We start from the raw sequence: 13,635 nt of genomic DNA on the forward strand, positions 1-13,635 counted from the left end.
GTAGTGTTTTTAGTTTAAAGATTTCATTCAATCTAAAAAACTTTAACTATCTAAGTGTTAAAAAGGTAAAAGATAATCCTATTTTAATATATTTTATTAGACGCAACCTCCTTTTAAATTTAATAGTTTTGCCTTAAAATGATGATTCGATAAAACTTCAATTGCTTTAGCACTTCTCACACCTGATTGACAATATACGACTAAATCTTTATTTTGATACACCTCATCTAAACGCTCTAATAACTCACCTAAAGGAATATGATGCCCTTCAATATGATATTTTTCTCTTTCCCAAATTTCTCGAACATCTAATAAATTATATTTTTCTTTATTTTTTTGAAGTTCTTCTAAAGAAATTTCTTCTTTGGATGAAATTCCACAGAAAAAATCATAATCTGTTTCTAAAGCAGTAACGTTGGTTTTACTATCCTTTTCATACTTTAATAGCATTTGATTCATTTGTAGAGAATCATAAACCAATAATTTATTGGCTAAAACGGCTCCTATTCCACAAATAATCTTAATCGTTTCATTAGCTTGTAAACTTCCTATAATTCCGGGTAACACGCCTAAAACGCCAATTTCTGAACAATTAGGAGATTCGTTCGGTTTTGGTGGCGTTGGATACAAGCATCTATACGTACCGCTTCCTTTATAATTAAACACACTCACCTGACCTTCAAACTTAAAAATAGCTCCGTACACTAAAGGTTTATTGGTAATAACAGCAGCATCATTTACCAAATAACGTGTCGAAAAATTATCGCTTCCGTCTACAATAATATCATAATTGGTGAATAGAGAAATGGCATTTTCTCTTGTTAATTTCTCATTATAAACATCAAAATTTACAAACGGATTCAATCTCGATAATCGCTTTGCAGCAGTTTCTGCTTTTGACACTCCAATATCATCCATTGTATATAAAATCTGACGTTGTAAATTACTTTGATCTACCACATCGTCATCAATAATACCGATTGTACCAACACCTGCAGCAGTTAAATATTGTAAAACAGGGCAACCTAATCCGCCAGCTCCAATAACCAAAACTTTGGATTGCTTTAGTTTTAATTGCCCTTCCGCTCCTATTTCATTTAAAATTAAATGTCGATTGTATTGCTTTTTTTCTTCTGATGTAAGCATAATAATTATAAGTTAAACGTGAACTTCATAATTTGAAGCTCGTAATTGATAAATGATGACTGATAAATAATAATTGATTACTTAAAATGTTCCCAATCTTTCCAAACTACTTCTAAATCTTGGTTTTTTAACATTTGTACAACGTCCTCAGTACTTCTTTCATCAGAAATTTCAAATTGTTCTAAAGATTGGGGTTCTACCGTATAACCTCCAGGATTTGTTTTAGATTCGGCACTGATAGAAGTAATTCCTAAATTAACAATGTGATTTCTAAAAACCTCACTTTCTCTAGTGGACATTGATAATTCTATGTCTTCATCAAACAGACGAAATGCACAAATAAGTTGTACTAAATCCGAATCTGTCATTTCTACTTTTGGCTCTAATCCGCCAGAATGCGGACGTAATCTTGGGAAAGAAATCGAATACTTTGTCTTCCAATACGTTTTTTGTAAATATTTTAAATGCAAAGCTGTAAAAAAACTATCGGCACGCCAATCTTCTAATCCAAATAAAGACCCCAAACCAATTTTATGAACTCCTGCTTTTCCTAAACGATCTGGCGTATCTAAACGGTAATCGAAATTAGATTTTTTTCCCTTCGGATGGTGTTTTTTATACTCGTCTCTGTGATATGTTTCTTGATATACCAAAACTGCATACAAGCCATTTTCTACCAACAACTCATATTCGTCTTGGTCTAAAGGTTGTACTTCTATGGTAATATTAGAAAATTGAGAGCGAATTAATTGAATAGCATTTTTAAAATACTCAACTCCTACCGTTTTATTTGCTTCTCCTGTGACCAATAATATATGATCATATCCTTTCGCTTTTAAAAAAGCGACTTCCTTTAAAATTTCTGCATCTGTTAACGTCCGTCTTGGTATTTTGTTCGTCATACTAAAACCACAATAGGTGCAAATATTCTGGCATTCGTTACTCAAATACATCGGCACATACATTTGCATGGTATTTCCAAAACGCTTCTTTGTTAACAACTGACTTTTATGCGCCATTTCTTCTAAAAATGGTTTTGCCGCAGGAGAAATTAAGGCTTTAAAATCTTCTAAATCTAGTTTGTCTTTTGCCAACGCTTGTTTTACCTCAACAGTTGTTTTATCAAAAATACTTTTTAGACTGAAATCCCAATTATAAGTATCGAAAAGTTCTTTAAAATGACTCATATTTTTAATTTAAAAAACTCGTTAACGGACTGCTTGCTATCGCCATTTCACTTCTCGGAGCCAATTTTGCTTCGTACGCCATTCTTCCTGCTTCAACCGCCATTTTAAAGGCTTTTGCCATCACAATCGGGTTTTGAGAAACAGCAATTGCCGTATTTACCAAAACAGCATCCGCACCTAATTCCATTGCATACGCTGCGTGAGATGGCGCACCAATACCTGCATCTACAATTACAGGCACGTTAGATTGTTCTATAATAATGTCTAAAAAATCGACTGTTTTTAAACCTTTGTTACTACCAATTGGTGCTCCCAAAGGCATTACACATTGTACACCAACTTCTTCTAGTCGTTTACATAAAACTGGATCTGCATGAATATAAGGCATCACTACAAAACCGAGTTTCACCAATTCTTCTGCTGCTTTTAGCGTTTCTATAGGATCAGGTAATAAATATCTAGGGTCTGGGTGAATTTCTAATTTCACCCAATTGGTTTCTAAAGCTTCTCTAGATAATTCGGCCGCAAAAACAGCTTCTTTTGCAGTTCTAACTCCAGATGTATTAGGTAATAAATTAATGTGTTTCTGATTTAAATGCGATAAAATATCATCTTCCTCGTTCTGAACATCTACTCTTTTTAAAGCCACCGTAATCAACTCACTTTCGGAAGCTAATAATGCTTCTTTCATTAATTTTGATGAACTAAACTTTCCTGTTCCTGTAAATAAACGTGACGTAAATTCTTTATCTGCTATTTTTAATTTTTGACTCATTTTATATGTTTTTTAGATTCGACATCAGGTTGAACGAAATTTAATCTTAGTGGATTCCCCTATCACTAATACTTAAACTCCGCTCTAGTTGACATCTCTCTTTTTCAATTTAAAATTTCTTGAAATTTAGCAATACTAGTTACATCTTTTGTGATGGCTCCAGAAATTGCAATTCCGTAAATACCTGTATTTGTAATTTTTGCAACGTCTTCTAAAACAATTCCGCCAATAGCAATAATTGGGGTTGCTGATTGTAACTCATCTAATAGATTTTGATATCCTTCGACACCTAAAACCGGACTTAAATGCTGTTTTGTTTTTGTAAACTGATAAGGGCCTAAACCAATATAATCTACTTTTTTATCTAATAAACTTCTGCAATCTTCTAATGTGTTTGCAGTTCCTCCAATGATGTAAGACATTCCTAAAAAAGTACGAACTTTTGAAGGACATTCATCTGTTTTTCCTAAATGAACTCCGTCTGCTTTTATTTCTTTGGCAACCTTGTAATGATCGTTTATAATTAACTTGGCTTTAAAGCAGGTTGTTATTTCTCTTGCTTCTTTTGCTGTTTCTAAAATAGTTTTAGCATCGCTGTTTTTTAAACGTAATTGTACCCAATCTGCACCAGCAACACACGCTTTTTGTATATTTTCTAAATGCTCTTCGGGCGTTTCACCTTGCGATATATAGTGTAATTTATGAATCATTCGTTTTGATAATTATGAGTTCCTAATAAAGATTCGTTAGAACCTAAAAACTGTTCTGTATACAATTTTGTGTTTCTACAAGCATCTTCTAAAGGAATCTCTTTTGATAAATTTGCCGCTAATGCTGCGGATAAAACACAACCACTGCCATGTTTTTCAAAAATGGGTTTTGTGGTTATTGGCGGAATATTGAGTTTTACTATTTTACTGTAATAGACCTCATCCCATCCTTTTTTATCGGTTCTATGTCCGCCTTTTAGGTAGATATTTGTTTTTTCTGATATAAATTCGATCGTTTCTTCAATGCTTTTATCTGGAAACAATGCTTTTATTTCATCGTAATTTGGTGTGATAAAAGAACAATTCAGTAATACTTTTTCGAAAGTGTCTAAATCTTGAATCGTATGAAATGTAAAACCTGCACTTGCTTTTAAAATAGGGTCTAAGACTATTTTTATATCCGGATTTAACTTTTTTAAGGTTTGAATCACTTCTAATAGAATTTCCCAAGATTGGATGATTCCTATTTTTACAACAGGAATTGAAAAGCGTTTAAAAAGCATTTCTATTTGCTGTAAAATAATATCTTTCTCTATCCAAACACAGTTTGTAAATTCTACATCATTTTGAACCGTAACTACAGTACAAACTGATAATCCATATAAATCATGCGCCTCAAATGTTTTGATATCTGATGTGATTCCTGCTCCGCTTGATGGATCTAAACCTGCAATGGTTAAAATGTAGTTTTTACTTTTCAAACTTCTTATTTTATTTTTTACTTCTTTAAATAATGGCGTTCCCTTTTAGGTCAGGCTTTCACTACTCGCTTTTCTGTGAAAGAAAAATTCACAAAAAGAGCTCAAACAAACCGTTCAATCCTTAACGCAAAACGATAAGTAATTTTTAAAATGACTTAGTGTTTCTAAATATGTTCTCGATACATTTTTATTTCGTTACCACTTCATAAAAACACTCGAACTGACAGACGTTCAACTCCAATTAACTGTCATTGCGAGGACGAAGGACGTGGCAATCTATATTTAATACACCTTCCAAATTCTTCAATCTAAATGACTTTTAATTTATTTAGTTCTCTACTGCGCTCGAACTGACAATTGTATTTTTGTTCTGATAATCATTCAATCTCAGGAACGGGTTCTCCATACATTTTTATTTCGTTACCACTTCATAAAAACACTCGAACTGACAGACAATTTTTCAAATTCGAGATAAACAGATTCCTTCTTTCGTTCCTCAATCGGAATGACATTTCATTAAACTAACGAGTAAAACTTCTCTTTTATACTTTTAAAACTCTCTACGGGGTTTTCTGCATTCCAAACACCACCTAAAACACCAACTCCTTTAAAACCTAGTTGTAAAGTTTCTTGTATGGTTTCAGAATTAATTCCGCCCATACCAACAATGGTTTTGTTGATATCATTTACATCAAAACCTTTGCCTTCGTATCCTTCTTTAGAAATCGATGAAAAAACAGGACTTAACAAATGGTAATCGAACTCGAAATAACAATCCTTTAAAACTTTTGGCTCATGAAAAGAAGAACTAATTGTTTTTCCATACATGTTTAGCGTTTTAAAATACTCACTAGGATTATCTATATAATCTATGCGTTTTTGTTCTTGAAAATGAATGCCTTTTAAATTGAATTCATTTATTAACTCATGATGATAATGCACTACAATTCTGTTGTGGTATTCTTTATCTATTTGATTTAAATACGCAACGTGTTCTTCGTAGTTTTTCTCGGGTTTTCTAAAATGATAAAAACGCAAACCATGTTCGAACAACTGGTTTAGTATTTCAATTTCATTCGGAATATCTTTTTCTGGTGCAATAAGAACTATCATAGTGTTTTTAGTTTTGATTTTAAAAGATAAGATTACTTCGTTGTACCTCCTCGTAATGACGATAATTTTTAACTTCTTGTAATGACGTATCTGTTTTTTGAGTTAGGGATTGCAGTGGCATCCTTTTGCTTTTTCGGCAAAAGATATAACGGAAAGCCCGACCACGCTTTTTTTCTAAGCGTGGGAACTTCCTAATTATATTATAAATACACTTCCGATCCTTTTTCTTTAAATTCTTTCGATTTTTCTTCGAAACCTTTTGCAATTACTTCATTATCTACAATGTCGTTCTCAGCAGCAAAGTCTCTTACTTCTTGCGATATTTTCATAGAACAGAATTTCGGTCCGCACATAGAACAGAAATGTGCCACTTTTGCACCATCAGCAGGTAAGGTTTCATCGTGGTATTCTAAAGCACGTTCTGGATCTAGTCCTAAATTGAATTGATCGTGCCAACGGAACTCAAAACGCGCCATACTTAACGCATTATCTCTATGCTGAGAACCTGGGTGTCCTTTTGCCAAATCTGCTGCATGCGCCGCCAATTTATAGGTAACAACACCCACACGAACGTCTTCTTTATTAGGCAAACCTAAGTGTTCTTTTGGTGTTACGTAACACAACATAGCGCAACCAAACCAACCAATCATAGCGGCTCCAATTCCCGATGTAATATGATCGTACCCTGGTGCAATATCTGTTGTTAAAGGACCTAAGGTGTAAAAAGGAGCTTCGTCGCAAACCTCAATTTGCTTTTCCATATTTTCTTTAATCATGTGCATTGGCACGTGACCTGGACCTTCTATAAAACACTGTACTTCGTGCTTACGAGCTATCTGAGTTAACTCGCCTAAAGTTTCTAATTCGGCAAACTGCGCTTCGTCATTTGCATCTGCTACAGAACCCGGACGTAAACCATCGCCTAAAGAAAAAGCAACATCGTATTGTTTTAAAATTTCGCAAATATCTTCGAAATGTGTGTATAAAAAGCTTTCTTTATGATGCGCCAAACACCATTTTGCCATGATAGAACCGCCACGAGAAACAATACCCGTAACACGTTTTGCAGTCATTGGTACGTAACGTAACAACACACCTGCGTGAATGGTAAAATAATCTACACCTTGTTCTGCTTGTTCTATTAAAGTATCTTTAAAAATTTCCCACGTTAAGTCTTCTGCAACGCCGTTTACTTTTTCTAAAGCTTGGTAAATTGGCACAGTACCAATTGGTACTGGAGAATTACGAACAATCCACTCTCTGGTTTCATGAATATTTTCTCCTGTTGATAAATCCATAATATTATCTGCTCCCCAACGACATGCCCAAACCGCTTTTTCTACTTCTTCTTCTATAGATGAAGTTACTGCAGAATTACCAATATTTGCATTAATTTTCACTAAGAAGTTTCTACCTAAAATCATAGGTTCTGCTTCTGGATGATTGATGTTTGATGGAATTACAGCACGCCCTCTTGCGACTTCTGAACGTACAAATTCGGCCGTAATTTTATCTGGAATAGAAGCGCCAAAGTGCTCGCCTTTGTGCTGCTTTCTAATCTCTGTCATTTCATCGATTCGTTGGTTCTCTCGAATAGCAATGTATTCCATTTCTGGAGTAATCATACCTTGTTTTGCGTAATGCAATTGGGTAACGTTTTGTCCTTTTTTTGCTCTTAAAGGTTTCTTTAATAAAGCAAAACGCATGTGATCTAAACTTTTATCGTTTAAACGCTCGTTGCAATATTCCGAAGAAAAGCCATCTAATTGTTCTACATTTCTTCTGTCTAAAATCCACTGTTCACGAATTCTTTCTATCCCAGCATGAATATTAATTTCTTTGTTTGGATCTGTGTAAGGTCCAGAAGTATCATAGACAGTAACAGGTTCGTTTGGCGTTTTCTTTTTCGTCATAGAATCTGTAGTATCACTTAATGCAATTTCTCGCATTGCGACTTTAATCTGTGGATGAATTTTACCTGATACATACACTTTTGTAGAATTAGGAAACGGATGTCTTGTAATGCCGTCTTGCTTTGGTGCGGTGTCTTTGCTCTTCATAAATTTTAGTTAGATCAATTAAATAGTTTGTTTTTTAATAGTCTAATTACTAACCCCCTTGAGTGGATTTAATAATTAAAACTTCATCACTATTTTGAAGTAACCGCAAAGACCAATCGCTTTTTTTAACGACGCTGCCATTTATAGCAACAGCAATTCCGTTCGTTTTTATTTCTAAAAAACGAATTAATTGTTCAACCGCTAAATTTTCTGAAAATTGATGATTTTCTTGGTTTACTTTTATAGTAATCATATTTTATAAATATTTACTGTAAACCAAAGAGAGCTAGTTATGGATAACTAAATCTAAGCAACTTTTTCCTACGTTGGTATTAACCAAATCAGGTTCTAAGGATTTTTCTCAAACTAATTTAATAGCTACTCCTAAAGTTTACTCTACAAATATATTGTATTATTTCTTGATAATTAAATTTTAAGTCCGTTTAATTACAATTATCAAATAATCAACTAAATAACAACAAGTTAAGATGACTGTGTTTTATCATTAGGCAAATCATCTTGAAATGCAGAAGGTAAAATATCTGGTATTAATTTGATTAATAACGGTAATAGCAAGGCACCTCCAGGAAGTAAAAACACAGCCAAAGCAGGTATTGCTTTACAAATATCTAATAACTGTATTTTAATTTTTTCCTTTTCTATAGGTGTTAAATTAGAATGTGTAGCTTTTTTAATCAAGAAAACAGCTTCTTTACTTTGCCTTAATTCTTGAGCAAGCCTTAACTTATTTCTATAAATTAATAATTTTATTTCTTCAATGCTGGTCATTATAATTTTCTTCTCTTTCTTTCTGTTTTTAATAGATTTAACTCTCTACTTGTTTGTCCGGCTACAGAGGTATTTTCTTCTGCTCTTCTTATCAAGTAAGGCATAACGTCTCTAACAGGTCCAAAAGGCAAGTATTTTGCCACATTATAACCTTGGTTGGCTAAGTTATAGCTAATATGATCACTCATACCAAATAATTGCCCAAACCATAAACGCTTATCGTTTTCTTTAATGTTATGTTTTTTTGCTAAATCCATTAATAAATAAGAACTATCTTCATTATGAGTACCTGCAAACAAAGCCATTTTAGGCTGCTCCATCATGTAATTAATAGCAGCATCATAATTAATGTCTGTAGCTTGTTTGTCTGCACATATTGGAGAAGCATAGCCTTTTTCTTCTGCTCTTTCTCGCTCTTTTTCCATATAAGCACCTCTAACAACTTTCATTCCTATATAAAAACCTTTTTCTTTTGCTTTTGCATGTAATGTTTTTAGATAATCCATTCTGTCGTGTTTATACATTTGTAATGTATTAAAAACGATGGCTTTTTCTTTATTATAAGTCTCCATTAATTCTTCTATTAATTCATCTGCAGCTTTTTGCATCCAGCTTTCTTCTGCATCAATTAATAAAGGAACATCTTTTTGAATGGCTACTTTACATACTTTATGAAAACGTGCTACCACTCTATTCCATTCTTCTTCCTCTTTTTGAGTTAGGCTTTTTTCTTCGGATAGTTTTTGATACAATTCAAAACGACCAAAACCAGATGGTTTAAAAACCGCATACGGGATGGATTGTTTTTCTTCGCAGAAATTAATGATTTTTAATATTTTTTCTAAGGCTCCATCAAAACTAACTTCTTGATCTTGCCCTTCTACAGAATAATCTAACACACTATGCACATTTCCGTTATTGTACATATTGTCTATAATAGGCATACAATCTTCTTCTGTTACGCCTCCACAAAAATGATCGAAAACAGTAGAACGTATTAAGCCCTCTACAGGTAAATGTACCTTTAATGCAAAATTTGTTACAGCACTACCAATTCTAACCATTGGTTCGTTCTGTATCATTCTAAACAAAAAATAAGCACGTTCTAATTGAGAATCTGTTTTTAAAGAAAAGGCAATTTCTGTATTGTCAAAAATATTCATACTATAACGATTTAGTAAAACAAATATAGTATTTGAATGGCAATAATTGAATAATTTATTTTTAATTTGCACACTTAATAATTTACCTATGAAATCTATTAAAGCAGTAACATATCCTGTTCATTTTCAAGACAAAGCCTACAAAGAGCTTTCTAATTTAATCGCTACAAATAACTATTCTACGCTCTTTATTTTGGTTGATGAGAATACAATGGAACATTGTTATCCTAAATTTATACCTAATTTAGAAACAGATAAACGTATTGAGGTAATAGAAATTGAGTCTGGAGAAATCAATAAAAACTTAGAAACTTGTGTTGGGGTTTGGAATGCAATTACAGAGTTAGGTGGTGATAGAAAAAGTTTAATTATTACTTTAGGTGGTGGCGTAATTACAGATCTTGGTGGTTTTGTAGCTTCTTGTTTTAAACGCGGAATTGACTTTGTAAATATTCCTACTACCTTATTATCTATGGTGGATGCTTCTGTTGGTGGAAAAACAGGTGTTGATTTAGGCGTACTAAAAAACCAGATTGGATTGTTTGCAAACCCTGAAATGGTAATTGTAGATACTGATTATTTAACGACTGTAACAGACAGAGAAATTAAATCTGGAACAGCAGAAATACTTAAATACGGTATTACTTACGACCTTAAACTTTTCAATGAAATAAAAGACAATAAAAAACTAGTTATTAGTGATTTAATACATCGATCTATAGAGATAAAAAACGAAGTTGTTTTACAAGATCCGAAGGAACAAAGTTTACGTAAAATTTTAAATTTCGGACATACTTTAGGTCACGCTATTGAGTCTTTTTACTTAGAATCTGAAGACAAAGAAAATCTAACACACGGAGAAGCAATTGCTATAGGTATGGTTTGCGAGTGCTTTATGTCTTCTAAATTAATAGGTTTCCCAACCGAAAAAGTTAGCGAAGTAAAAGACGTTGTTTTATCTATTTATAATAAAACGAATCTTTTAAAAGAAGACTTTTCTGCAATTATGGAAATGTTAAAACACGATAAGAAAAACGTAAACGGACAAGTAAATTTTGTTTTATTAAACGATTTTCAAGATTACAAAATAGACTGCAAAGTTCCTGAAGAATTGATTGTGGAGAGTATGGAGTTCTATAATTTGTAATTCTTTTATCAATTAGATACTAAAATATATATTATAAAAAATCCCCTTACAAAAACTGTAAGGGGATTTTTTTATGTTTTAAAATTAATTGATTAAAACTCTTTCTTTCCGAATTCACTATCAATAAATTTAGATTTATTTTTAGCTGCATTAAAGGTATAAGATAAATTTAAAGAAACCATATCTACTTCATACTTGTAGTTTGTAGTTGTATAAAAATTAACTCCTGAGGTTGTTATACGCTGTTCATTGGTATTCAATAAGCCCATATCCATATTTTGCCATTGCAAAGTAGCTGTTAATTTATCATCCATAAACATTTTTCTGAACGTTAAATTTGGAGAGTAAAAACGAGAATCTTCTCCCATTGCAGTATTTCTGTCAGACAAATAATTAAAAGTGAATTGTACAGATGCGTTTTCCCAGAAACTATACGTAGAGTTTAAGTTAAAAGAATAAATAGTTGATTTAGAATCTATATTATAACTTCTATCAATTCCATCTCTATGGTTAAAGTTTAACACGCCATCAATAGCATAATTATACACATTGGCTCCAATAGAGTTGGTCCAGTTTACAGTTGGTTTTATTGTTGCACCAATCTCTAAACCAATAGCATTACTTTTACCTACATTAGAGTATACTCTATTAATTACACTATCTATAATTGCACCACTTTGCTCATAAGCTAACGTATTTACACGATTTATAACATTATCTACATGTCTAAAATACGTTGTTGCATACACAGAGTTCCCTCCTTTTAATTTTTTAGTAATTCCTAATTCTACTAAATCTATAAATTCTGGTTCTAAAGTATTATCACCTTGCTCAAAAACTTCTGAATGCTCACGTTCTGCAAAACTATTCATTTTAAAGGTAGTTGTTCTTTCTACTCTTTTACTATAAGCTGTTTTAATATTTGTTTTATCATTAATTTTATACTGTAAAGATGCAGAAGGAAACAACTTTACAAAATCGTAGTTATATACATTTTCTGTTACCTCACTTTGTAAAGCTTCTTTATATACTCTATCCATAGATTCTAAACGAACTCCAGCTGCATATTCCCATTTGCTTTTTGCTCCTGTAACTTGTGCGTACCCAGAATGAATAGTTCTCTTTAAACTTACATCACTAGAAAATTCAGGTACCTGAAATCCATTTCTTTCATACACAAATTTACCCGTATGATCTAAGTCTCTAAATTGATATCCTGTTTCTAAGGTACCAAAAGAAAAAGGTTTCCATTGGTAATCTAAATTAAAACGTGCTCCGTATAAAGGATTATCATTTGTATTGTATTCTTTTTGATACACAATACTATTATCAGGGCTCCCTAAATTATCATTTTCTGTAGGACCTCCTAAAAAAGTATATTCATAAAGTATTGAAGTAGTTATTTTTGAATCATTATCAAATTTATGTGAATAATCAAAACTACCTAAAGCAAAATCTCCTTTTCTAATTCTTAAATTATGATTATAATATGAAAACGTATAATCACGCGTGTTTCCACCAATAGGAGAAATAGCATGATTATCATAATACACAATATCTGCCAAACGCTCTTTAGTTCGTTTTCCTGCAAAAAGTCCAACGGAATAAGTGTCCTTTTTATTTGGTGTGTAATCTATATTAAAACGACCATTATAGGTAACTTCATCAAAACTACGCTCTCCATCAGAAGGTAAAAAAGTAGTTTTATTTTCTGGAGTATTTATAATAAACATATCTCCCTCTCTTCTACCTGTAATATCATTTCGTTGATAACTGGCACCCACAGAAATATTCCAATTGTCTGTTCTTTTATTTACGGTTGCATCAATTCCATATCTTTTTGCCGCTACTTTTGTATCGTATTCTTCTATTGAAGGAAATCCGCCACGAACATTAATCTGTGCAAAAGTGCCGTTGATAGCCCCTTTTTTAGTGATAATATTCAAAATTCCACCTTTTCCTTCAGGATCATATTTTGCTGAAGGCGCCGTAATTAACTCTACAGTTTCTAAAGCATTCGCTGGTAATTGCGCTAAAATAGTGCTTGCATCTCCTTGTGTTGGTTTTCCGTTGATTAAAACTGTAAAACCTTTACTTCCTCTTACACTGATATCTCCTAAACCATCTACGGTAATAGAAGGTAGATTTTTAACAACATCTACGGCATTTCCACCTACAGTACTTTGGTATTTCTTAGTATCAAAAACCTGTCTGTCTACTTTATGAACAACCGCACTTCTCTCAGATTTAATCACAACTTCATTCAGCTCATTTCCAGAACCTAAAATTAGTTTTATTATTCCTAAATCCTTCTTTTCTCCTTTCTTATTGATAACAATTGTATTGAATGTACTTACTTGATATCCTATAAAAGAAGTTTTTAAATAATAGCTCCCCGGTTTTACACCTGCAAAAGAAAATATTCCATCAAAATTTGTTACAACTCCAGTAACAAGTTCTTTATTACCTGATTTGTATAGCGCTACTGTAGCATATTCTAGCGGATAGTTTTCATCTGCTTCAATAACTTTTCCTCTTAATTGAGCTGTTGTTAACTGGCTTAAAATAAGAGTTAGCAATAAAAATACGGATTTTTTAAAATTCATTTAAATAGTTTTTTTTTAGTTAATAGTTTAGTAAATTATAATTTAGTGATTGGATAAATAAATTTAAAACGTTTAATTTTTAGTAGGTAGATTTAAACTACCTAAAAAAATATCCTTAATAATTTATAGCAAAAGTATTCTAGTTCAGTACCTTTAAAATGGTCTGTTTGAAAATTTC

General features: G+C 32.3%; 12 protein-coding genes and 1 riboswitch. Of the genes, 1 reads left to right on the forward strand and 11 read right to left on the reverse strand.

Going from position 1 to position 13,635, the window contains the following annotated elements; genetic code table 11:
* Positions 1 to 96: 96 nt before the first annotated feature.
* The 10 genes from moeB to H0I29_RS16615 all read right to left on the reverse strand — a co-directional run bounded on the left by moeB (position 97) and on the right by H0I29_RS16615 (position 9,704).
* Entirely contained in the window at positions 97 to 1,146 is a 1,050-nt protein-coding gene (gene moeB / locus H0I29_RS16570) for a molybdopterin-synthase adenylyltransferase MoeB (RefSeq protein WP_368384540.1), read from the reverse strand.
* Positions 1,147 to 1,223: 77 nt separating this feature from the next.
* A complete protein-coding gene (gene thiH / locus H0I29_RS16575) occupies positions 1,224 to 2,333 on the reverse strand; it encodes a 2-iminoacetate synthase ThiH (RefSeq protein WP_218753447.1) in 1,110 nt (369 codons plus the stop codon).
* A gap of 4 nt (positions 2,334 to 2,337) precedes the next feature.
* Positions 2,338 to 3,108, reverse strand: coding sequence for a thiazole synthase (locus H0I29_RS16580; RefSeq protein WP_218753449.1), 771 nt, complete (start codon positions 3,106 to 3,108; stop codon positions 2,338 to 2,340).
* A 104-nt stretch (positions 3,109 to 3,212) separates the two neighbouring features.
* Positions 3,213 to 3,818, reverse strand: coding sequence for a thiamine phosphate synthase (gene thiE / locus H0I29_RS16585; protein ID WP_218753451.1), 606 nt, complete (start codon positions 3,816 to 3,818; stop codon positions 3,213 to 3,215).
* Complete coding sequence (locus tag H0I29_RS16590) at positions 3,815 to 4,579, reverse strand: hydroxymethylpyrimidine/phosphomethylpyrimidine kinase (RefSeq protein ID WP_218753453.1); 765 nt, start codon at positions 4,577 to 4,579, stop codon at positions 3,815 to 3,817. Before H0I29_RS16590 ends, thiE begins: the two co-directional genes overlap by 4 nt.
* A gap of 516 nt (positions 4,580 to 5,095) precedes the next feature.
* Positions 5,096 to 5,692, reverse strand: coding sequence for a thiamine phosphate synthase (locus H0I29_RS16595; RefSeq protein WP_218753455.1), 597 nt, complete (start codon positions 5,690 to 5,692; stop codon positions 5,096 to 5,098).
* A 200-nt stretch (positions 5,693 to 5,892) separates the two neighbouring features.
* Positions 5,893 to 7,752: a phosphomethylpyrimidine synthase ThiC gene (gene thiC / locus H0I29_RS16600; protein ID WP_158837837.1), complete on the reverse strand. Its 1,860-nt coding sequence runs from the start codon at positions 7,750 to 7,752 to the stop codon at positions 5,893 to 5,895.
* A gap of 49 nt (positions 7,753 to 7,801) precedes the next feature.
* Entirely contained in the window at positions 7,802 to 8,005 is a 204-nt protein-coding gene (thiS, locus tag H0I29_RS16605; RefSeq protein ID WP_218753457.1) for a sulfur carrier protein ThiS, read from the reverse strand.
* 48 nt (positions 8,006 to 8,053) lie between these two features.
* A riboswitch (TPP riboswitch) is annotated at positions 8,054 to 8,148 on the reverse strand.
* A gap of 87 nt (positions 8,149 to 8,235) precedes the next feature.
* Complete coding sequence (locus tag H0I29_RS16610) at positions 8,236 to 8,541, reverse strand: LETM1 domain-containing protein (RefSeq protein WP_218730638.1); 306 nt, start codon at positions 8,539 to 8,541, stop codon at positions 8,236 to 8,238.
* Positions 8,541 to 9,704, reverse strand: coding sequence for a proline dehydrogenase family protein (locus H0I29_RS16615; RefSeq protein ID WP_218730639.1), 1,164 nt, complete (start codon positions 9,702 to 9,704; stop codon positions 8,541 to 8,543). Before H0I29_RS16615 ends, H0I29_RS16610 begins: the two co-directional genes overlap by 1 nt.
* Before the next feature lie 88 nt (positions 9,705 to 9,792).
* Here H0I29_RS16615 and aroB point away from each other — a divergent pair, with 88 nt between their 5' ends.
* A complete protein-coding gene (gene aroB, locus H0I29_RS16620; protein WP_218753459.1) occupies positions 9,793 to 10,851 on the forward strand; it encodes a 3-dehydroquinate synthase in 1,059 nt (352 codons plus the stop codon).
* A 92-nt stretch (positions 10,852 to 10,943) separates the two neighbouring features.
* On the opposite strand, the gene H0I29_RS16625 is transcribed toward aroB, so the two are convergent.
* Positions 10,944 to 13,457: an outer membrane beta-barrel protein gene (locus H0I29_RS16625; protein ID WP_218753461.1), complete on the reverse strand. Its 2,514-nt coding sequence runs from the start codon at positions 13,455 to 13,457 to the stop codon at positions 10,944 to 10,946.
* Between the last annotated feature and the right edge of the window lie 178 nt (positions 13,458 to 13,635).

This window comes from Polaribacter sp. R2A056_3_33 (genome assembly GCF_019278485.1).
Taxonomy (GTDB): Bacteria; Bacteroidota; Bacteroidia; order Flavobacteriales; family Flavobacteriaceae; genus Polaribacter.